The following is a 20,952-nucleotide window of genomic DNA, read 5'->3' on the forward strand; positions in this document are numbered from 1 at the left end:
AAAAAACCTGGCAATACTTGACATTACCGAACTTTTTGTATTTTTTTTCGTACAGGCTGAAACCGTACAGGTGAAATTGTAAACACATATATACGATTGTGGCACTCCTCTAAGGGGGTGAGTTTACGTTTACTTTTCTAATCATAATTAACGCTGCATTCACATCAGCATTAATCCGACTTTCATTCCAAGACCGAAACCACCCGCGTTTATCGATCTTACCCTGATAAGAGTCTTGCTTACCGACAGGCTCTAAATCCCCTAATCTGCACTTATTTGTATAATATGCTTGTGTAACTATTATGTTGATACCGACTAGCTCAGTTTTGTAAATAATAAACTTTACGATTTCGGTATGAGGAATTACACCCAAAATTTGATGCTTTTTTTGTAATTTTATATTGTGTTTATTTCTCACATTTGTGTCAATAATGAACTGAATTATTTTCCGAGCCACCAACCGCTTGATAATCAAAATGCTGGTTTTATCTTGGTAGTTTTCTAATCGTTTATTTCGTTTAAAGGTGATTTGCTGAATTTGGCGCCTGGTAGATTTTCCCTGCTCAATCTTTGACAGTAAAAATGCTTGGCGCTGATTGAAACATTGATTGATTGATGTGAGATTTTTTTGAGAATCATAAATAGTTGGAATAAATGTTGGCTTATTGGATGCCACAGCTACGAGGCGATCTATCCCTAAATCTATACTTGCTCTAAGGTGGCAATTTAAATTCACCAACGTTACAAGCTTTTGATGGGCAGCCTCAACAAAGTAGAGCGCTGTTGCAGGAACTATTCTTACCTTTATGACATCTTGGGACTTTGTAGAAATTATTATGTCACTTGGAGAGAAATGAAGTAGTCCCTTATTGGAGTCGCTCCCCCTTTTTTTTATGGATTGGTTATCAGAACTGAACAAGTTACCTGTACAGATTCTATGTTTGTATTGGGGGATGCTGGGGAGAAATGAAAATTTAGGTATATCTCGGTCATACGCTATTCTTGACTTTTGGCAATACTCCCAATCGTGAACAACTTGTTTGAAAACTTGCTTGCTACTAATATTAGCAGGGAATGATTGAGAGAAGTCTCTAGGTTTGAAGATGGCAAATAACTGTCTGATAATTTTAGTGCCACCAACTTTAGAACCCGAAGTGAAAAAGTGTGTCCTCATAAATATTTACCACGATCGTAGAGATTTTTGAACAGAAATGATAAGCCATCAAACTGTTTATAAAACTGATGCTGCCGATCTATGTAATGCCTTTCAACAACCCTCATAAATTTTGGGATAAACGAAAAGTTTTTTGTTGCTTTGCTAAGCAATGTACAATAAAGTCTAGGGATTATCTGATCTAGTGTAACACTCATGATGAAAGCGATCGTTTTTCAAACCCCCGGAAGCCCGTCCGTATTGAAAGTGCAAGATATCCCCGCCCCTACTATACAAAGAGAAACTGAAGTTTTGGTGCGGTTGCGAGCGGCGGGTATCAATCCGATAGATACTAAGTTGCGATCGCGCGGCACTTTTTACCCCGATAAAGCTCCTCACGTTTTGGGGTGCGACGGTGCTGGAGTCGTAGAGGCTATCGGTGCTGGTGTGCAAAGTTTCCAAGTGGGAGACGAGGTTTTTTTCTGCAATGGCGGTTTGGGCGGATCGATCGGGACTTATGCCGAGTTTGCCGTTGTAGACGAACGCTTTCTCGCCCTCAAGCCTGCTGCTTTAAGTTTTGCCGAGGCGGCGGCGGCACCGTTAGTTTTAATTACAGCTTGGGAATCGCTGTACGATCGAGGGCGCTTGCAAGCCGGTCAAAAGGTGCTGATTCAAGCTGGTGCCGGCGGTGTCGGCCACGTCGCGGTACAGTTGGCAAAGTTGCAGGGGGCAGAGGTTTGTACGACTGTTAGTTATGAGGAAAAAGCCAATTTTGTCAAGCACCTAGGTGCAGATTCAGTTATTTTATACAAAAACACCAATGTTGTCGATGAGGTTTTGACTTGGACTCAAGGACAAGGAGTTGATTTGGCTTTCGATACAGTCGGGGGAGAAACTTTTTACCAAACTATTCCGGCGGTGAAAATTTATGGAGATTTAGTAACAATTTTGGAACCCGATCCAGCTTTGGGCAATTTGAAAACAGCGAGAATGCGGAATCTGCGAATTAGTCTGGAATTAATGTTGACACCGATGCTAGAAGGTTTGGTGGAGGAACAGGAACAGCAGGCTCATATTTTGCAGAAGTGTGCTCGTTTGTGCGATCGCAACTTGCTAAAAATTCACGTCAGCAAAACTTTCCCTCTCGAAGAAGCGCAAGCCGCTCACGAACTGTTAGAAACAGGCTCAGTAACTGGTAAAATAGTGCTTGAAATTGGGGGCTAAAAATACGGATTGTTAAATTTGCGGGTTGAAGAATCGCGGGCGATCGCCTCAAGCGACGGGGCCATCCGTTCCATTGTCAATCGGAACACTTTTGGGCTTGGGGGCAGTTGGGGAAAGCGATCCACTCAAGCGATCGACTCTACCTCAAGCTGTGATTCGCGAAGTTGCCCGGGCTCGAACATGGACTATCGGCGGCAGAATGGCTCCAAGACTGAACCCAAGCTAGATAGTCTTCGTGCAGTTAGTTTGAGCGGATGAGGCGTGGCTGTAGACGGAGCGAGGCGATTCACTCACTCGTGAGAACCTGCGATATACCTCCATCGTGGGACTAATTCGGTAAGTCAGCGACATCTGGAATGGAATCTAATAGCACGGATGCACCCGAAATGTGAAATTTCTTACCTGTATACAAGATCGGGCTAAAAGTTGAGCAATCAAGCTCTTTGTCATTAAGCAGCAATCACATTACCATCCCGATCAATCACATTACCATTCCGATCAATCATATTACCAGCCTGATCAATCCATATACCGCCGCTCAATCGCTCAATATGATTTTTGGTATTTGAAGAAATAGCATTATATATGATAGAATCCTCTATAGAATCCTCTATAATCTCATAAAAAATATTACATTTTATGGGAAATAATTGTACATGAATAGAGTTAGGAACAATAAGTTCTCTAACGCTCGGCCAAGGCGCATTTTCAATCTCTACTACATACTTAAATCCATAAACCTTGTCATAATCTGGATGGTCTGATTTGTTGGTATTATAAAAATTGACAAAATCACGTAAAGCATTTTTAAGTGGTTCTTCTACGTTATAGTTGTGAGACCTATTTGCTGCGCTGGTTAGGGGGACAAGATTGTCTGTTACTCCTTGACCACCAATCTCCTGATTCCACATATGTCCTTTGATAAAATTGTACTCTGGATATTTCATCCGTAAGAATATTGTAATTGGTTCAAGTTGATCCTGTCCTGGGACACTACCTCGTTGATTAAAAGCTCCGGGCAAAAGTATCACTGACACTTTATCACTCATAAGACCGCTACTGTTGTTACCACTACTATCGGTAAAATCATATTGTCTTGTTGAGAAAGTCGCGCCAAAGTAGGGAGGAAATGTGTATAACGGTGGTCGTTTCCGCCTGTTACTGCAACGGTTTTCTTGTGCCTTTTGGATATTCTTTTGAATTTTACTTAACATGATAAATTCTCCTGCCTAGCGATCTAAATTTATTTGTGCGAACATACTCAGTTTTCTTGTTTTTTTTGGGGAGAATGGAGTTTGATGCACTATTCAGTCTAGCAACTTTAGCAAACAGGACTAAATCACCGAATCGAAACCCCCGAAACCTTTATTCCCCAGTTACCCACTGAACGGGTACATTCAATCAGATAGGTTACCTATGAAAGGGGATTGATACCGAAGTATTCTTGCAACTTCGGGAACAAATCTTTTGACAGATCTCCTTGGTAGTAGATTTGCCCATTTCGCTTGGACACAAACAGCATTTCATTATGACCCCAGCCACCTCCAGCCACTCCATAGACAAATAAGCGATCGCCAACTTGATAAGTCCAGTCTCCGAGTAAATCATTGAAGTCTTCGTTTGAATCAGCGATCGCTAGCAACCCCCTACTAAGACGGAGTATCCAACCGCCAGAACCAAGGAAAAAGGATGCCAAAAACTGTTCCGCTTCCTTTAACCCTTGCAGTGCCTCCATCGCCATGTTGCAGCCTTCTTGGCTTTGTATTTCATATACTGTAAATACTTGTGCAGATACACTATCTCTGATAATTTCCTGTCTTTTGCTAATAATCCTATGGCCTTCGGGTGAATCCTTTAGTGCTCCATCCAATAAACCATTTGCAAAATTAACAATTGATTTTGAGGGTAAACGAATGGGCGTTTTTGGTGGTTGTGTAGGCGCATCAGGCTCGTCAGGCTTAGTAGGGGTTGGGATACCTAAGACCGATTCTACAGGCCCTAAATCCTTTGTAGGCCATTTATCAAGAGCACCTTTCAGCACATCTATGGCTCGCTGTATTTGTTGTGAAACCTCATCGGCTTCACGCTCACATTCTTTTTGTTCCTCCTCATCACCATCATCATTGTCAGGATCTAGATCTTGACCTTCTGAAGGATTTTGCCGTACAAACCACTCCAGCAAAATATGTGTCTGGAACAAAGTAATCATTGAGAAGAGCGGTACAAATACCCAACCAGCCACTCCCCCGATCATCAACCCAACCAGCCCGACCAATCCGGCGACTTTATCCTTGAGATCTGTTAAGACGCTTAGAGGGTTTGGACTATCTACATATCTTTTTGCGGTTTCCTCTATCTCAATCCACAATCCAATTATTTTATCTTTATCGTCCTTTGGGATTTCTTCGCCCTCTGTTTTTCCAGCTTCCTCGAAAAATTTTGTGATTGCTTCTACCAAACTTGGATCGACAAGCAAGCCTAATCTAGATGTTTCCTTTTCTCGTCCTTGTGCTATCTCAGCCGCGAACTCGTTTGTGTAGCTTCCGATACGTTCAATGAGCGGGGTGAGTATATCGCTTGGCACAGGTGTCTTCCCACTTGGAGGCAATGCCGGTCTGCTTTCTGGGTTACCTGAGTTTCTGTAAAGGGCTTTAATGATGCTCTTACCCTCTTCCCAAACATCATTGGAAAGTTCCCAAATAATCACTCCCTGCGCTCCCACATCCTTTAAGAAATTCAGTTTGCTAACAGCAGTGTCTGGAGTTTCAAAGTAGATATTGTGAGTATACGGGTAATTTCCTGAAGCAGAGATAAAAGGAGGTCTAGGTGTACTTCCCGACACTTTAATATTGCCATTGGCAGCCCTATGAGCATCTGGAAATTGAGCCAGGATATCTTTGTACCGAATAGATTTATACCCTGGAGGTACTTCACCACTCAGGTCATCAGGATCTTTCCCGTAGGCAAAGTCATAGCCATAGATTGGAACTCCTCCCGCTATCTTATCTCTGGGTATATTTTGTCCCTTACCTTGCCAGTTCACAAATAATGGGTTCGTCCAGTACCAGAGAGTATCTTCCACAGAAAGAATCGGATTATTGACGGGGCCTTGATCTTGATTTTGGGGATCGGGCCACTTCCCCTGTTGCTCTCGCAGATAAGACTCTTGATTGCGTATTTTAAGAAGCGCTGACTGAGGTCCGACTGGAGACGCATTCCACGAACCCGTCAGATCATAGGTCATAATCGCAAGCCAATCAGTATAGTCTGCTAATTTCGGATCGTAGTTATTGCCATACCATGAGGTGCCAAAAATAGCTGCGGAAACCAGTTTATCAGGCATCGCTTGCTTTAATTTTTGAGCAAATGAAGTTAATGCAAATCCTGCTGGGTGGGGGCCATCCGCTTTTGCTCTTCCTCCCATATCTCCTTGACCGGGCTTACCCCACCAGCACTCTAAATCCAGGTCTACGCCATCGAGATTGTTTGACTTGACAAAATTGACTACATTTTGTACGGCGAGATCCAGAAGTGGATTATCGGGATTATTTCCTATAGAAGTCATCAAATTGAGAAATCCATAATCAACTGCACCTCCCAGTGCAATTAAGATTCTGGTGCCGTTTCGATGTCCAGTGTTGACCACATCTGAGAGGACTGCCTTAACCTCCTCCAAGGACTTTGGTTCAAACTCACCGAGATTTACCTCACTAAACATGAGAAACGAGACGATGCCGTGGGTGATGTATCGATACATCTCATCATTGGCATAGTTAAATCCCTCTTTCTTTCTCCAAGTAGGAATATAGGCAATGATTTTAGCTTGTGCGGTCGGCGTGTGAGGTGTTAGATCGTACAACTCATCGTAAAACCGCCAACCATTATGATCTGCATCCCCTACCCCTGGTTCTGAAGCCTCGAAGTTGGCATAAAAGATATTGCCTTGGTATTTGACCATTGCTCCTGTCTGGTATCCTTCGCTTTTAGCTACCCAGTCAGGAACGTTTGAATAATCTGTAGAAATTCCCATTTTTCAAGTTCTTTCGCTAAATATAAATCCAGGGGTTGGTATTAATTACAGAAGGTTAGTTTGAGTTACTAACCTTCTGTATCCTCAATAACTGCAATTAAAATCAGCTATTCCTACGGCGATTCAGGTTTATGGAATTTGAGGTGTTTGCCCAACTTGTAATTGATTGGGCTATCGAGCGTTACTAGGGTGTGCCAAACACCTGAGTCCAGTAATGCTTGTAGTTGACGCTACCCTGATCGTTTTCCAAAAAGTAGTAACCGACCCCAAGCTCTCGATAGGTAGAATTCAGAATGTTGTCACGATGTCCTGAGCTATTCATCCAGCCTTTAATGGCATCTTCTGGTGTAGAGTGGCCAGCAATAATGTTTTCCGCCACTCGTGAGTAATGATAACCTTCCGCTCTGACCCGCTCCCCCATTTGGCGGTGATCAAAAAAGTCCTGCATTGCCATGCTCCGGCTGTGTTTCTGTGCAGCAGCAGTCAGTTGGGAATTAAGTGTGAGCGGAGATAAACCCACTTTACCGCGCTCATTGTTTGTAAGGTCTAGGATTCTTTTCAGAACATCATTATCTGAACCAGTTGAATTACCTACTCCCACTTTTTTAAATGACGAGATAGTATCATTAAGTTCATTGTTGAAGCTGGGATATTCGCCTGGTCCAAGTCGGAGGCTTCGTCCCTGGAATTTTGAATGTTCAAAAAAGTCCCAAGTGCCGGAGTAAACTTTAATCGAGGATATTTTGTCGTTCCAAAAATCTCCAATCCAGGAAGAGTCCTGCTCAAGAGAACCGGATTTAGTTCCAGAGAAATTGGAATCTGTAAAGATTTCGACTGACATAATTAACGCTCCAAAAATTGAAAAATAGTTATCTCTGGCTTCTTCGGGTCAATATAAATCCCTTGGCAAGTGTTAGTTGCAGAAGGTCAGTTTGATTGGCTAACCTTCTGCACTCTTAATAACTGCTATTAGCAGTGGTTAGTTTGACAAGCTTTCCAAATCTGTTAAGCAGGAATTTGAAGTTTCTGACCAATTTGCAAACTTGTAGGGGAAACGCCAGGATTTGCACCTGCAATTTTGTTCGCGTTCGCATCGCTACCATCACCATAGTAGGCAAGTGCAAGATTGGAAAATGTATCTCCAGACTCTACAGTATGTTGACAGGGGGGTTGACCTTGTTTACTGGACATATTTTTTTCCTTGAAAGATTATTGACGTAGTTGTGTTAGATAAGTAGTTAGACAGAATTAACTACACAAATACATAAATGCAATCATCCTAAATTAGCGACGGGTGCATCTACTAATTTAGTCTTTCGCCTCACAGCACCTCTTTCAGGACACTTTGGCAGAATTTAGGAGAATTTGTGGCGAGGGCGGGCGATTGACAAAAAAAACCCGGCCAAAATTGGTCGGGAGTTAGATCCCGTCTCTGGATTCAATTTAAATGCGTAGCAGCTTATATACAGCGTATTCCAGGTTTATGAAATACACCTAGAATACGCTGTATATCAAATCCGTTGGCATCGGAACGATTCATCTGTCTCTTCCGTTTCTCTGTATCCTCTGCGCCCTCTGCGGTTTAATTCGGTTCTATAAACAAGAGCGAAAACCGCATAGAGAAAATGCCATTGTCGATCGACAAATTAGGGCGTCAACTGCTCAAGTTGACACGACGAAAGGCACGGCGCCGTGTCGTAATTGGGGGTAACTAACGGCGATTAACTTGTAACCAAATTTCCAGCGTCACCAGCAGCCACAACTTCAGCCCGTAGCGGGGAAAAACTTCGCCCCGATAGTTTAGCCACTCGCGGATTAGTGTTTGATCGAGGTAAGGCGCGATCGCCGCATGACGATTCAGCAACAACGATCGCGCTTGCCGCTGCCAATCCCTCAAAAACCACTGCTGCATCGACATCACCATCCCACTTTTCGGACGGTTGACAATCACATCGGGTAGCAAATCCGCCACAGCAGCCTTGAGAACCGCTTTTTCCTGCGCGCCCGAAAGCTTGTACTCTGGCGGAATTTGCAAACTCAGTGCCACCATCCGCGCATCGAATAGGGGCGATCGAGCTTCCAATCCCGCCGCAGCCGTGAGATTATTCACTTTGGTCAAAATGTAATCGGCTCCCTTAAACTCAATATTGAGCCGCATCAACCGATTCAAAAACGTCGTTTCTGTCTGTTGCAATTCCTCAGCAAAGACGGAAGGCGCATTCTTCACCTTTTCCCAAACCTCCGGCTTCAGCAAACGTGGCAAATCCACATAGCATTTCTGAAACGAAGTCAAGTAAGCTGCGATCGGATCTGGTTTACCCTGAATCGAACCATACAAACTATTCAGCAGCATCGGCTTATTTTTCGGCCCGCCAAAGCACGGATCGCCGCCTTCGCCATTCAGTACCACATCTGCGAATTGCTTTGCCGATCGCCCCAACAGCAAATTGGGAACCGTCAAGCCTTCCCCCACCGGATCATCCATCGCCGCCAGCGTTTCCGGTAGCAACTCCCAAATTTGCTTTGGCGAAACCTCTAAAATATGGTGCTCAGTACCGCAATGTGCCGCAACGAGGTTGGCAAATTCAATCTCGCTGGGATATTGAGCGCCAAAGTGCATCGAAAAAGTGTGCACCGGGCGATCGTGCAGTCTTGTGGCGATCGCCGCGACGCAACTTGAATCAATACCACCCGAAAGATATGCTGCGACTGGTTCGCCCGCTGGTAGCGCTTCCTGCACCAGTTGTTCCAAAAGCGATCGCACTTGTTGACTATGCCATTCCAAAGGGCGATCGGCGTTAGTAATTTGCTCCTGTGGCTGCCAGTATCTCTGGGCCTCAATATCCGGTAAGTACAGGTAGCTACCGGGCCGCAACTCTCGCACGGCTTCCCACAGCGTTTGTGCTCCGGGTACAAATGCACAGCACAAGTAGTCGCGCAAAGCAACTAAATCAAGTTCTCGATCGTGATACGGATTGAGCGATCGCAGTCGAGGCGCAATCCAGCGAGTCGTTCCTGTACGGGTGTAATAGAGGGTTTTTGCTCCCACGCGATCGCGCCCCAGACACAAGGTTTGCTCGTCTCGATCCCACACAGCAAGGGCAAATTGTCCTGAGAGCAAGCTCAGTGTTTTAGTACCGTACTGTTCCCATAGCCGCGCGACGATCGCCAAATCGGTCAATCCCTCGGTATCAATCTGTTGTTTGAGCATTGGGGTGCGATCGAAGCAGCAGTCACCTACCAGCACAAATCGCTGATTGGGGCTGAAGGTGGGTTGAGCTCCGATTATGGCAAAACCGGAAGTTGCCCAAGTTGCAGGGTGCGATCGGACTTCTGGGCCCCAAGCAATGACCCAATTCGGGTAGATAGACTTCTGAGTCTGCATTTTAAATAAAACATCTCCCATAATTATTGTGGAACAGGCATCTTTCCTGTTCAAAACAGGCTTTTCTACAGGTGACTATTAGCTTAAAAAATATTAGAAAGTAACTTATAAATCAATCTAAAAATAGCTGTGCCAGCGATCGCACCCAAAGCACCCAACCATCCCACAAACAACACGCCAGTGATCGGAGAATTCGGATAAATCGCACCTGCAGCCGTCTGTAAAACCGGGAAAAACCACAGCAAAGCCACAGTACCAGCGCCAATAATCAACATCTCAGTTTGTTCGATCGCCCTGCGATACTGGCCGTAAATCAAACCCGCCACAATCATCCCCAACAATCCGATACTCAAGCCCGGAGAGGGCAGCAAACTCGTCAGGGCGATCGCCAGCACCCCCGCCTCAAAACCCGTAAACGCCGCCCCCGACAAAACCTCCCAAATCGAAAAAGTCGCTCTCTGCGAAGGTTGCAGCCCTCCGGGAGGTGTTGCAGGAACCCGTACAGGAGGCTGCTGAGTCGGTGGTAGCTGCTGAGTCGGTAGGGGAGTCGGAGTCCGTAGGGTCGGCGGCTGCACGACGATGTTAGGCTGTTGAGGCCGAGACATCAGAGCCGCTTCCACCTCACTGGCAGATTGAAACCGCTGGCTGGGAGCTGATAATAACATTCGATCGAGAACATGAGCCAAACCCGAACTTACCTGCACCCGCGACTGCCAATTCCACTCATTTCTGTAACTATCAAAAAGCTCCGTCGGTTGCAAACCACTCAGCAAAGTAATACAAGTCACAGCCAAAGCATACAAATCCGTTGCCGGATAAACTTCTTGCCCGCTCATCTGTTCTGGCGGAGCATAACCCAAAGAATAAATACCAGTCGAAGCTTTTACACTTCCAACACTTTGTGTTACTTGTTTAACCGCCCCAAAATCTAATAAATAAAGCCGACCGTTTTTACCCCGCATAATATTAGCAGGTTTAATATCCCGGTGAATCGAACCGCGAGAGTGTACAAAATCGAGAACCTTCAAAATTTCCCGCAGCACCTCCACCGTTTCCGCCTCCGAAAATCGGCCTTTAACAGCTAGTTCATCCTCCAAATTTTTACCGTCAATAAATTCTTGAACCAGATAGAAAAACTGATCGTTTTTTCCCGGCTGCAAACTCGTAACAGTCAGCTCAAAAAACGCCAGCAAACTCGGAATTTGCGAATGTTCGTTTCCCAGTTCTTCCAGCACCGCCGCTTCCCGTTCAAACAGAGTTTGAGCGATTTTTAGCTGGGGCGGAGTCAGACTTACCGACGGCTGCAAAAGTTTAGCAACGCACTGCCGCATCGCCGGAGTATCCCGGTCTCTGGCCAAAAACGCCGCCCCAAAACCGCCTTGACCCAACAACCTCACGGGCAAATAGCGGCCCCTCAAAATCATGGGCATCCCGCAAGCGGTGCAAAACTTTTGCTGCACCGTTTTCAGCCGCGAACTGTCATCGAGGTCGGGAAAAGAGTTTTGAGGGCGCGGGCAGCCCGGGCGGGTGCAGTAAACTTCCATTTTTGTTTGCTAAGAAGAGGGAAGAAGGAAGAGGAAAGAAGGAAAAGGGAAGAACGAAGAAAAAGTGATGGTTAAACCAGATTTCGATTTCTCAACTAACCGCGAACTGCTAACTGCCAGCGACCTAAGAGATTAACTTCCCGCCGAGTTGGGAGTTCCTATTTCTATGAATCCCAAATCGAGCGCCGGGGGTTCTTTCTTCTCCAGGATGGTCGAATAAGTAGCAAACTGAGGCAAAATTTCATTGCTGAAAGCCTCTGCTGCTTTAGAACGGTAGCGGTTCGGGTTGTAAATCAGCGACAAAATCCGAGTTACCAAAACTTCGTCCATTTGAGATTTGTGCAAGACGCCCATGAGCAACTCTTTTTCGATCGCCGAAACCGAGACAAATGCAGCTCCCAGCCCCGACTGAACGGCATTTTTAATGGCTTCGATCGAATTTAGTTCCATCTCTATTTTCAAGCGGCGCGTGTCAATGCCGCAGCGAGTCAGTACCTGATCGATTACTTTGCGGATCGTAGACTGCGAATCGAGGGATATAAACTGCAATTTGTAAAGGTCTTCTTTTTGGATAGTTTCTTGTTGTACCATCGGGTGAGATGGAGGAAGAATCAGAGCCAGTTCGTCCTCAGCGTAAGGAACAATTTCTAAAGCTTCTACAAGTTCGGTAGGAATTTCTCCGCCAACAATTGCCAAATCGATTTGCCCGTTGGCCACACTCCACGCCGTGCGGCGGGTCGAGTGAACGTGAAGCTGTACTGCTACATCCGGGTACTTTTGGCGAAACATCCCAATCATCCGGGGCAGCAAATAGGTTCCCGTTGTTTGAGAAGCGCCGACGATCAAAGTACCACCTTGGAGATTTTGCAAGTCTTCCAGAGCTCGACAAGTTTCCTGGCAAAGCGATAAAATTTTCTCGCCGTAACTCAGCAGCAGGTGTCCGGCTTCGGTTAGTTGCGCCCGCCGCCCCCCCCGGTCAAACAGTGGCACGTCCAATTGTCTCTCTAAGTTTTGCACCTGCAAGCTAACTGCTGGCTGGGATACATAGAGGCTGTCCGCGGCGCGTTTGAAGCTTCCTTCAGAGGCGATCGCCTTGAGAATGCGTAACTGGTCTAAAGTGAAAGGAAGGTCAGACATATATCTAAATTGTCAGTTGTCAGTTGTCAGTTGTCAGTTGACGGTTGACGGTTGACTGTAGGCAGCGAACAGCAAACAGCGAACAGTCAACAGCGAACAGTCAACAGCGAACAGCGAACAGTCAACAGCGAACAGTGAACAGTTAACTGACTGATAACCGCTGAATGCTCCCATAGATACTTTGTGACACAATTTGGCCGAGAATCAATAACTTTTCTTAATATTTGCAATGACGATCGACTTGGCGCTCGACTCCCACTTAGTTATTCTGGGCTTGTTACTGGTTTTTGCGATCGCCCACAGCGGTTTAGCAGCCCTCCGGCCCAAAGGTGAAAAGCTGATCGGGCCGAGACTTTACCGCGTTTTGTTTGCCCTTGTCAGTTTGCCGCTAGCCGTCATTCTGATTGTCTACTTTTTCAACCACCGCTACGACGGCGTACAGCTTTGGCAAGTACAGGGCGTCCCCGGAGTTAAACCCGCAGTTTGGATACTTTCGGCAATTTCCTTTCTGTTTCTGTACCCAGCAACTTTCAACCTCCTAGAAATTGCCGCCGTCCAAAAGCCCCAAGTTCACCTCTACGAAACTGGCATCATTCGCATCACCCGTCACCCGCAAATGGTGGGACAAGTGATTTGGTGCGTGGCCCACACCCTGTGGATTGGCACTAGCTTTACCCTCGTCACTTCCATCGGTTTGGTACTTCACCACCTGTTCGGAGTGTGGCACGGCGACAGGCGGCTTCAGGCTCGTTTTGGAGAATCCTTTGAAACCATCAAATCTCGAACCTCAATCATGCCTTTTTTGGCAATCCTACAAAAGCGTCAAACCCTTGATTTGCTTGAGTTTCTTCGCCCTTCCTATCTAGGTGTAGTCATTTTTACGGGCCTGCTGTGGCAAATTCATCCTTTTTTGATGCGTGTCACTAGGAACATATACTGGTAGCATGATCCCTAGGATAGAAAAAAATTATTAAATTTTGAGGGCTCATGGTGTTGTCGGTTAGCGAACGCACTTTTGCACAAGAGGTGTTTCAAGCCTCTACCCCCGTTTTAGTTCACTTTTCCGCCCCCTGGTGCGGTTTGTGCCGCGCGATCGACCCCACGCTTAAGAGTTTTGAGGCACAGTGGGCAGGAAAAGTCAAGCTCGTAGGGGTGAATGCCGATCAATGTTTCAAGTTGGCCCACACTTATCGGCTGACAAGTCTGCCCACGCTGATTTTGTTTGAGGGCGATAAAGTTCGATTTAGATTTGAAGACTACCAAGGACGCGAGGAACTGCGGCGGACTCTGGATTCCTGGATGCTGGCGGCTCACGTAGTTTCCCCATCTCAACGGCTGCAACTTCAGGAAGTAGCCAACAGGTAACGGTTCCAAGGCATTCGGCTCTTGTTGAGAAGGTCTTCGGCTTTTATGTCGGAAGCAGAAGGCTTTCCCCATTTTTCCATCAACTATCCCACAGCAAAATAAATGTCCCCGTCTTGAAGGTACAGAACTGTGAGATTTGTCGTAGAGTTTTAGTTTGCACCTGAATAATTTTCGGCGTTTATTGCGATCGTCTCGCTTGCGATGAAAAAAGTAGTGCGATCGTCTTGCTCGCGATGGCACTCGGCTATAGCAATACTTAGAGAATTGGATCGAGTATTTTGGCCTAGTCGCGCAGGCGTGTGCCACAATTTGTAAAGAATTGTGGCACTATCTAGTAGAAACTTTAAACTACCTATCAGTCATGGAACTGCTTTATCAATACGCTTGGCTGATCCCAGTCCTGCCACTGGCAGGCGCAATGCTAGTAGGTCTAGGCTTAATCACCTTTAACCAGGCAACCAACAAACTCCGACAAGCGAATGCGATATTAATCGTCTCCACACTCGGAGGGTCAATGGTACTCTCCTTCGCATTGCTGTGGAGTCAACTACAGGGCCACGCACCCTACACCCGCAGTATTCAGTGGGCTTCTGCTGGCGACTTCTCGCTGAATATGGGCTATATCATTGACCCCCTGACGGCGGTGATGCTGGCGATCGTCACTACGGTCGCCTTTTTGGTGATGATTTACACCGACGGCTACATGGCTCACGATGATGGGTACGTGCGCTTTTACGCCTACCTGAGCATCTTCAGCGCGTCGATGTTGGGTCTCGTAGTCAGCCCGAACATCGTTCAGATTTACATTTTTTGGGAACTGGTAGGTATGTGTTCGTACCTGCTAGTCGGATTTTGGTACGATCGCAAACCCGCTGCTGACGCTTGCCAAAAAGCTTTTGTCACCAACCGCGTCGGCGACTTCGGCCTACTGCTGGGCATCCTCGGCATTTACTGGGCCACCGGCAGCTTTGAATTTGAGGTGATGGGCGAACGCCTGCACTCCTTAGTCGAATCCGGCGCCCTCAGCGCGACTCTGGCGACAATCTTCGGCGTCCTGATATTTTTGGGCCCAGCAGCCAAATCCGCTCAATTCCCCCTCCACGTCTGGCTACCAGACGCAATGGAAGGCCCGACACCGATTTCGGCCTTAATCCACGCCGCGACAATGGTAGCCGCCGGCGTATTCCTGATCGCTCGGATGTACCCGGTGTTTGAAGGGCTGCCGGCAGTCATGAATTTGATCGCCTGTACCGGCTGTTTTACGGCATTTATGGGTGCTTCGATCGCGATTACCCAAAATGACATCAAAAAAGGCCTCGCCTACTCCACCATCTCCCAACTCGGTTACATGGTGATGGCAATGGGCGTCGGCGCTTACAGTGCCGGACTTTTCCACTTGATGACTCACGCTTATTTCAAAGCAATGCTGTTCCTGTGTTCAGGTTCAGTGATTCACGGTATGGAAGCAGTTGTAGGCCACAACCCTGCACTCGCTCAAGATATGCGAGTTATGGGCGGCTTGCGGAAATATATGCCGATTACCGCTTCTTGCTTTTTAATCGGAAATTTGGCAATCTGCGGAATTCCGCCGTTTGCTGGTTTTTGGTCAAAAGACGAAATCCTCGCCAGCGCCTTCGCAGCAAATCCCGCTCTGTGGGCTGTTAGCTGGCTGACGGCCGGGATGACCGCGTTTTATATGTTCCGAATGTATTTCAGCACCTTTGAGGGCGAATTCCGGGGCAATGACAGCGCCATCAAGCAGCAACTCCTGCAACCCGGTCTTGTTTTTGGCCCGGGAGCGATGAACGTTAAGGAATTGGCATCGACTGGCGACAGTCACGATGAGCACGACCATTTGCCTCACGAATCTCCTTTGACAATGGCTCTGCCGTTAGTGTTGCTGGCAGTACCTTCTGTGTTTATCGGTTTTCTCGGTACGCCGTTTGCCAATTATTTCGAGCAGTTTGTTCGCGCTCCAGGGGAATCTCTCGAAGAAGTTTTGGAACACGCTGCTGAGTTCAATTTGACGGAATTTTTGATTATGGGCGGAAGCTCTGTAGGTATTGCTTTGTTGGGCATTACTTTGGCTTCTCTGATGTATTTGAGCCGTAAAATTGACGCAAGTGCGATCGCCCAAAAAATCAAACCGCTTTACGAGTTCTCCCTCAACAAGTGGTATCTCGACGATATCAACGATTTTCTCTTTGTCAAAGGCAGCCGCCGTTTAGCGCGGCAAGTCATGGAAGTTGATTTGCGAGTCGTCGATGGTGTCGTCAACCTGACCGGTTTGGTCACGCTGATTACCGGCGAAGGTTTGAAATACTTTGAGAGCGGTCGCGCTCAGTTTTATGCCCTGATTGTGTTTGTCGCAGTTCTGGGTTTTGCGATCGTTTCTGGAGTTAGTTAAATCGGTAGGGACACGGCATTGTCCAAATGGTGTCAACAAACAGGTAAAACCGATAGTCCGACAGTCCGACAGGGAATGAATTCCCTGTCTCAAAGCTAAAGTCCTCGCTATGAGGACTGAAGAACTCCTTAAACCTCTTATTGTGGAACAGGCCGGAAAGCCTGTTCAATACTGGCTTTTTGGGAGATATCTATTAGTCCTCTTGAGAGGACTTTCGCTATTAGCCAGGGGTTGAAACCCCTGGCGGACTCGCGGACTTGCAAATGATCGGCTTAAGTTGACACGCCTTGGGCAATGCCATTTCCCACCAGAAGATATTTTAAGAACGGGTATTATCTCAATAACTCACCATTGACAATTAGCCAATAGAAATAAATCTTTCATTAAAATTCACTGTTGCGATCGCATAATTTGTCCAAATAATAGCAAAAAAAAATGTTCCGTCTAAAGAAAGTATAAAATTTAGGCCAAAATTGGCAAAATGTGTTTAAACCTAATAACTGATGGATCATTTTAAAACGCAATGGATACAGCTAACTTTCCCTGGTTAACAACAACAATTCTGTTTCCCATTGCTGCGTCCTTGCTGATTCCTTTAATTCCCGATAAGGATGGCAAGACGGTGCGGTGGTATGCCCTAATTGTGGGTTTGATCGATTTTGCCCTACTTGTTTACGCTTTTTACACTCAGTACGACTTCAGCAATCCAGATTTGCAACTGGTAGAAAGTTATACTTGGGTGCAGCAACTCGATTTGAATTGGTCGGTGGGTGCTGACGGTTTGTCGATGCCGCTGATTTTGCTGACTGGTTTTATTACTACGCTGGCTACTTTAGCAGCTTGGCCGGTCACATTTAAACCGAAGCTTTTTTACTTTTTGATGCTGACAATGTACGGCGGCCAAATCGCAGTTTTTGCCGTGCAGGATATGTTGCTGTTTTTCCTGGTTTGGGAACTGGAATTAGTCCCGATTTACCTGATTTTGTCCATCTGGGGCGGCAAGAAGCGCCTCTACGCAGCAACGAAGTTTATCCTGTACACCGCAGGCGGTTCGCTGTTTATTTTGCTTGGCGGGCTGACGATGGCGTTTTACGGCGATACGGTGACTTTCGATATGCGGGCGATCGCAGCTAAAGATTACGCCCCCAATGTAGAATTGATACTGTATACAGGTTTCTTAATAGCTTACGGCGTCAAACTGCCAATTTTTCCGCTGCACACTTGGCTCCCTGACGCTCACGGCGAAGCAACCGCACCCGCCCACATGTTGCTAGCAGGAATTCTGCTAAAAATGGGCGGCTACGCTTTGCTGCGGATGAATGCGGGAATGCTCCCCGATGCTCACGCTACCTTCGCGCCCATCTTGGTAATTTTGGGTGTGGTTAACATTGTTTACGCGGCATTAACTTCTTTTGCTCAACGCAATTTGAAGCGTAAAATTGCTTATTCTTCGATTTCGCATATGGGGTTTGTGTTAATCGGGATAGCTTCGTTTACCGATTTGGGTGTTAGCGGTGCAATGCTGCAAATGGTTTCCCACGGTTTAATCGGGGCGAGTTTGTTCTTTATGGTGGGTTGCACTTACGATCGCACTCACACGCTCATGCTCGACGAAATGGGCGGTGTAGGACAGAAAATGCGTAAGGTTTTTGCGATGTGGACTGCTTGTTCTATGGCTTCTTTGGCTTTGCCGGGAATGAGCGGTTTTGTAGCAGAATTAATGGTGTTTGTAGGTTTTGCAACGAGCGATGCTTACAATCCAGTATTTAAGGTTTGCGTGGTATTTCTAGCTGCTGTCGGGGTGATTTTGACTCCGATTTATCTCCTGTCAATGCTGCGTGAAATCTTCTACGGGCCTGAAAATAAGGAATTGTCCGATCACGAGGAATTGGTGGATGCGGAACCGCGAGAAGTGTTTATTATTGCGGCTCTGTTAGTGCCGATTATTGGTATCGGTTTGTATCCGAAGATGCTGACTCAGGTTTACGATGCAACTACTGTTCAGTTGACTGCAAAATTGCGCGATTCTGTGCCGTCGCTTGTGGCTAAGGCTGCTGCGGATAAAACTGTGTCTCTGCGTGCTCCGGCGATCGAGCCGAGCAAGTTGTGATTTGAACGAGATTTAGGAATAAAACCCCCAAACCCGATTTTAAAATCGGGTTTGGGGGTTTTATATTTTTTTGGGGCTGGAGCTTGTCTATTAGGCGTTGCTTAATACAGGTATGAATTCAAGATTTCCCAATTGCTATAAGCCCAGTATGGTGAGTTTTGTAACTTCAAGCGAAAAGTTGATTCATACCGTGAATCAGCAACGCCTTAGAGGTTGGCGTCAATTTGCGATGATGTTATATTTGAGATGTTCCGTCTTAACAATTTGATACTCAAAGAGAATGACAGAATATAATATTTTAAAGCATTATGTCCAGCCACTTTATCTCAACGTTTTACACGGTAACTTTTTACGACGGATTGACAAAGAATATGTAGATGCGTTTGTGGACTCGACAAGAGTTGCTTTATATGAAGTAACTGACAAAGAACTTATCCAGATGTATAACCGTTGTTGGAGGCATACAATTAGTGCAAGTTGGCTTTGTGGAATTGGGCGCTTTCCACAACATCTCAAGAAAATTGAAAGTTTGCTGATTCCAAGTCAAACTTGTTATGCAGGACAATTTCATTGTTTTGCATTAGCTCGTTTTGATGATGCTGAGTCGGTAAGAGTTTTGCGATCGTATCTCGACACATACTTACCCGTTGGTGAGCGACAATACGACCAAGAATGGGCTATTGGAGCCTTACGCTGGTTAGATCGCAGGCATGGAAAAGATTATGCACAGGTTTATCTAAAAAACTCCGATAATTGGAAACTTAGATATCTAGACCACGAGTATGGGACACTAAGGCCAGAGGAAGGAATTCTCCACTTTCAAAAGGTTATGGACTTTGTAGACAAGTATTTCCCAGAATTTGCGACGTAGATAGCTCGGCTTCCTAGATATCGATTTGCCTAGAATAAGTGATAATAAATAATATGCCATTTTCATTCTAAGAGAGTGCTAGCCATGACTGAGTTACTGGAGCGTGCGATCGCTAAGTTGAAAACCTTGTCTGCAAGTGAGCAAGATGCGATCGCCTCAATGATTTTGGAAGAACTTCAAGACGATCTAAGATGGGATCGAGCCTTTGCGAGTTCTCCCGATGTTCTTGCTAAACTTGCCGCCTCCGCAATGGCTGAGTATCACGCAGGTAAAACCCAAAAACTCGATCCAGAAACATTGTGAAGTCTCGTACTACAGCCGAATTCCGTAAATCTTTTGCTAATCTGCCAAAACAAGTTCAAGAGCAAGCACGCGAGGCATATCGCCAGTTCAAGGAAAACCCAAATTATCCCAGTCTGCGTTTCAAAAAAGTGCATCCAGAGTTACCAATCTACTCTGCTCGAATCAGCAACAACTATCGAGCCGTTGGTCAGTTGGATGGAGATACTGTGATTTGGTTTTGGGTTGGTTCACACGCAGAGTACGACAGGTTGCTATCTCAGCAGTTATAATGGTTATTTCATCTACTTTAGTTTAACTTTATCAGAACGTTCACTGCGGTTGTTGAAAAAGACCATGAAACTGCTTTTGAGCTTTATACTGAGGAATTTTTATGTTGAACGTGACAGTTGACGAAATTCAGCGCGATCCTTCAAAGTATCTGCGTCAAGTGGAAGCAGGTGCAACTTTTGTTATCCTGCAAGCAGATAAGCCGATCGCCGAACTCAGACCTATTTCTAGCAGCAAGCAATTACGACCATTCGGTTTGTGTGCAGGCGAGTTTACCGTTCCAGATGATTTCAATAATCCTTTGCCGGAAGATATCCGAGCGTGCATTTGAAGGTAAATCAAGATTCTGCTAGATACGCACATCTTTTTATGGTTCATCAGTGGCGACGCCCAGTTATCAACAGATGTTCGAGATGCAATTCGCGATCCAGATAATGAGGTCTATTTGAGTGCAGTTTCAGTCGGGGAAGCAATTGTCAAGTACCAGTTGGGTAAGTTACCTCTGCCGGAGCATCCCGAAACATATTTATCCAAGCAGCGCGATCTTCATCAAATTGTCAGTCTTTCTCTTGATGAAAGTAGCGTAGCTCAACTGGCTAAACTGCCACCATTACATCGCGATCCATTTGACAGAAGGCTTATCTGTTAAGCTTTAGAGAATGGTCTGACTATTGCGACAGTAGATGGGGCAATTCGTGCTTACTCGGTCAGCGTTATGTAGCAGTGTAAGTGAGCTATCATATCCATAACAAGAGTAAGAATTATAAAAAAGAGGGAATGTATGCAAACAATCCTTTTGAGTCGTGAAGAAGTCGCTCGTCGTGCGAAACATTTGTATGAGAGCACCATCCGCAAAAAAATTGAATTAGAAGAGAATATTGGCAAGATGGTCATCATTGATATTGAAACAGGTGACTACGAAATTGATAAAACTGGGCTAAAAGCCGCACGTAGTCTGATGGCAAAGCATCCGTATGCTCGACTTTTTGGCATTCGTATTGGTTACAATGTGGCTGCTTCGTTGGGTGGTGTAATGGAGCGTGTCAACAAGTGATTTCTGGTATTGTGACCGATCGGCACGCGATCGCCCTTGTTGACGTTTCTCCTCCCAAGCGGCTCTACTTTCCCGATCGAGTTTGTCATAGATACGGGCTTC

Annotated in this window: 19 protein-coding genes; 11 read left to right on the forward strand and 8 right to left on the reverse strand. The window is 45.9% G+C overall.

The genetic code is table 11. The features are described from left to right. Window positions 1–109: 109 nt before the first annotated feature. On the reverse strand, window positions 110–1,174 hold the full coding sequence (locus tag QUB35_RS01880) for a transposase (protein ID WP_333138824.1): 1,065 nt from the start codon (window positions 1,172–1,174) through the stop codon (window positions 110–112). Window positions 1,175–1,372: 198 nt separating this feature from the next. Between QUB35_RS01880 and QUB35_RS01885 the strand changes: the two genes are divergently transcribed. Continuing rightward, a complete protein-coding gene (locus QUB35_RS01885) occupies window positions 1,373–2,377 on the forward strand; it encodes a zinc-dependent alcohol dehydrogenase family protein (RefSeq protein ID WP_333138884.1) in 1,005 nt (334 codons plus the stop codon). Between the two features lie 449 nt (window positions 2,378–2,826). Here QUB35_RS01885 and QUB35_RS01890 read toward each other — a convergent pair whose 3' ends face one another. The 7 genes from QUB35_RS01890 to QUB35_RS01920 all read right to left on the reverse strand — a co-directional run bounded on the left by QUB35_RS01890 (window position 2,827) and on the right by QUB35_RS01920 (window position 12,473). Next, window positions 2,827–3,591, reverse strand: coding sequence for a hypothetical protein (locus QUB35_RS01890; RefSeq protein WP_333138826.1), 765 nt, complete (start codon window positions 3,589–3,591; stop codon window positions 2,827–2,829). A 200-nt stretch (window positions 3,592–3,791) separates the two neighbouring features. Further along, complete coding sequence (locus QUB35_RS01895) at window positions 3,792–6,407, reverse strand: glycoside hydrolase family 18 protein (protein ID WP_333138828.1); 2,616 nt, start codon at window positions 6,405–6,407, stop codon at window positions 3,792–3,794. Window positions 6,408–6,591: 184 nt separating this feature from the next. Then, window positions 6,592–7,248 carry a CAP domain-containing protein gene (locus tag QUB35_RS01900; RefSeq protein WP_333138830.1) on the reverse strand — a complete coding sequence of 219 codons (657 nt, stop codon included), beginning with the start codon at window positions 7,246–7,248 and terminating at the stop codon, window positions 6,592–6,594. A 164-nt stretch (window positions 7,249–7,412) separates the two neighbouring features. After that, the gene (locus tag QUB35_RS01905; protein WP_333138832.1) at window positions 7,413–7,598 is read right to left on the reverse strand and encodes a LysM domain-containing protein; all 186 of its coding nucleotides are present in this window, start codon (window positions 7,596–7,598) and stop codon (window positions 7,413–7,415) included. A 520-nt stretch (window positions 7,599–8,118) separates the two neighbouring features. Beyond that, window positions 8,119–9,846, reverse strand: a complete 1,728-nt coding sequence (locus QUB35_RS01910) for an asparagine synthase-related protein (protein WP_333138834.1) — start codon at window positions 9,844–9,846, stop codon at window positions 8,119–8,121. Window positions 9,847–9,875: 29 nt separating this feature from the next. Continuing rightward, window positions 9,876–11,336, reverse strand: a complete 1,461-nt coding sequence (locus tag QUB35_RS01915) for a serine/threonine-protein kinase (protein WP_333138836.1) — start codon at window positions 11,334–11,336, stop codon at window positions 9,876–9,878. A 132-nt stretch (window positions 11,337–11,468) separates the two neighbouring features. Continuing rightward, a complete protein-coding gene (locus QUB35_RS01920) occupies window positions 11,469–12,473 on the reverse strand; it encodes a LysR family transcriptional regulator (RefSeq protein WP_333054398.1) in 1,005 nt (334 codons plus the stop codon). Between the two features lie 229 nt (window positions 12,474–12,702). Here QUB35_RS01920 and QUB35_RS01925 point away from each other — a divergent pair, with 229 nt between their 5' ends. From QUB35_RS01925 to QUB35_RS01970, 10 genes are all read left to right on the forward strand, one after another. Continuing rightward, window positions 12,703–13,416, forward strand: coding sequence for an NnrU family protein (locus tag QUB35_RS01925; RefSeq protein ID WP_333138838.1), 714 nt, complete (start codon window positions 12,703–12,705; stop codon window positions 13,414–13,416). 44 nt (window positions 13,417–13,460) lie between these two features. Continuing rightward, complete coding sequence (locus QUB35_RS01930; protein ID WP_333138840.1) at window positions 13,461–13,838, forward strand: thioredoxin family protein; 378 nt, start codon at window positions 13,461–13,463, stop codon at window positions 13,836–13,838. A 361-nt stretch (window positions 13,839–14,199) separates the two neighbouring features. After that, window positions 14,200–16,245 carry an NAD(P)H-quinone oxidoreductase subunit 5 gene (locus QUB35_RS01935; protein WP_333138842.1) on the forward strand — a complete coding sequence of 682 codons (2,046 nt, stop codon included), beginning with the start codon at window positions 14,200–14,202 and terminating at the stop codon, window positions 16,243–16,245. 523 nt (window positions 16,246–16,768) lie between these two features. Next, window positions 16,769–18,355, forward strand: a complete 1,587-nt coding sequence (locus tag QUB35_RS01940; RefSeq protein WP_445252023.1) for an NAD(P)H-quinone oxidoreductase subunit 4 — start codon at window positions 16,769–16,771, stop codon at window positions 18,353–18,355. A gap of 280 nt (window positions 18,356–18,635) precedes the next feature. After that, window positions 18,636–19,226 carry a DUF6000 family protein gene (locus tag QUB35_RS01945; protein ID WP_333138844.1) on the forward strand — a complete coding sequence of 197 codons (591 nt, stop codon included), beginning with the start codon at window positions 18,636–18,638 and terminating at the stop codon, window positions 19,224–19,226. A gap of 84 nt (window positions 19,227–19,310) precedes the next feature. Continuing rightward, a complete protein-coding gene (locus tag QUB35_RS01950; RefSeq protein WP_333138846.1) occupies window positions 19,311–19,529 on the forward strand; it encodes a hypothetical protein in 219 nt (72 codons plus the stop codon). Next, window positions 19,526–19,798 carry a ParE family toxin-like protein gene (locus tag QUB35_RS01955; RefSeq protein ID WP_333138848.1) on the forward strand — a complete coding sequence of 91 codons (273 nt, stop codon included), beginning with the start codon at window positions 19,526–19,528 and terminating at the stop codon, window positions 19,796–19,798. Before QUB35_RS01950 ends, QUB35_RS01955 begins: the two co-directional genes overlap by 4 nt. Window positions 19,799–19,899: 101 nt before the next feature. Then, the gene (locus QUB35_RS01960; RefSeq protein WP_333138850.1) at window positions 19,900–20,127 is read left to right on the forward strand and encodes a type II toxin-antitoxin system Phd/YefM family antitoxin; all 228 of its coding nucleotides are present in this window, start codon (window positions 19,900–19,902) and stop codon (window positions 20,125–20,127) included. 15 nt (window positions 20,128–20,142) lie between these two features. Further along, window positions 20,143–20,445, forward strand: a complete 303-nt coding sequence (locus QUB35_RS01965) for a type II toxin-antitoxin system VapC family toxin (RefSeq protein ID WP_333138886.1) — start codon at window positions 20,143–20,145, stop codon at window positions 20,443–20,445. Between the two features lie 132 nt (window positions 20,446–20,577). Beyond that, entirely contained in the window at window positions 20,578–20,850 is a 273-nt protein-coding gene (locus QUB35_RS01970) for a hypothetical protein (RefSeq protein ID WP_333138852.1), read from the forward strand. The last annotated feature ends 102 nt before the right edge of the window (window positions 20,851–20,952 follow it).

It is taken from the genome of Microcoleus sp. B13-B6 (assembly GCF_036705405.1).
Taxonomy (GTDB): domain Bacteria; phylum Cyanobacteriota; class Cyanobacteriia; order Cyanobacteriales; family Microcoleaceae; genus Microcoleus.

Excerpts from the sequence above, each read along its gene's own strand:
- QUB35_RS01880 (WP_333138824.1), bottom strand. The coding sequence starts at position 1,174 with ATGAGGACACACTTTTTCACTTCGGGTTCTAAAGTTGGTGGCACTAAA.
- QUB35_RS01885 (WP_333138884.1), top strand. The coding sequence starts at position 1,373 with ATGAAAGCGATCGTTTTTCAAACCCCCGGAAGCCCGTCCGTATTGAAA.
- QUB35_RS01890 (WP_333138826.1), bottom strand. The coding sequence starts at position 3,591 with ATGTTAAGTAAAATTCAAAAGAATATCCAAAAGGCACAAGAAAACCGT.
- QUB35_RS01895 (WP_333138828.1), bottom strand. The coding sequence starts at position 6,407 with ATGGGAATTTCTACAGATTATTCAAACGTTCCTGACTGGGTAGCTAAA.
- QUB35_RS01900 (WP_333138830.1), bottom strand. The coding sequence starts at position 7,248 with ATGTCAGTCGAAATCTTTACAGATTCCAATTTCTCTGGAACTAAATCC.
- QUB35_RS01905 (WP_333138832.1), bottom strand. The coding sequence starts at position 7,598 with ATGTCCAGTAAACAAGGTCAACCCCCCTGTCAACATACTGTAGAGTCT.
- QUB35_RS01915 (WP_333138836.1), bottom strand. The coding sequence starts at position 11,336 with ATGGAAGTTTACTGCACCCGCCCGGGCTGCCCGCGCCCTCAAAACTCT.
- QUB35_RS01920 (WP_333054398.1), bottom strand. The coding sequence starts at position 12,473 with ATGTCTGACCTTCCTTTCACTTTAGACCAGTTACGCATTCTCAAGGCG.
- QUB35_RS01925 (WP_333138838.1), top strand. The coding sequence starts at position 12,703 with ATGACGATCGACTTGGCGCTCGACTCCCACTTAGTTATTCTGGGCTTG.
- QUB35_RS01930 (WP_333138840.1), top strand. The coding sequence starts at position 13,461 with ATGGTGTTGTCGGTTAGCGAACGCACTTTTGCACAAGAGGTGTTTCAA.
- QUB35_RS01935 (WP_333138842.1), top strand. The coding sequence starts at position 14,200 with ATGGAACTGCTTTATCAATACGCTTGGCTGATCCCAGTCCTGCCACTG.
- QUB35_RS01940 (WP_445252023.1), top strand. The coding sequence starts at position 16,769 with ATGGATACAGCTAACTTTCCCTGGTTAACAACAACAATTCTGTTTCCC.
- QUB35_RS01945 (WP_333138844.1), top strand. The coding sequence starts at position 18,636 with ATGACAGAATATAATATTTTAAAGCATTATGTCCAGCCACTTTATCTC.
- QUB35_RS01950 (WP_333138846.1), top strand. The coding sequence starts at position 19,311 with ATGACTGAGTTACTGGAGCGTGCGATCGCTAAGTTGAAAACCTTGTCT.
- QUB35_RS01960 (WP_333138850.1), top strand. The coding sequence starts at position 19,900 with ATGTTGAACGTGACAGTTGACGAAATTCAGCGCGATCCTTCAAAGTAT.
- QUB35_RS01970 (WP_333138852.1), top strand. The coding sequence starts at position 20,578 with ATGCAAACAATCCTTTTGAGTCGTGAAGAAGTCGCTCGTCGTGCGAAA.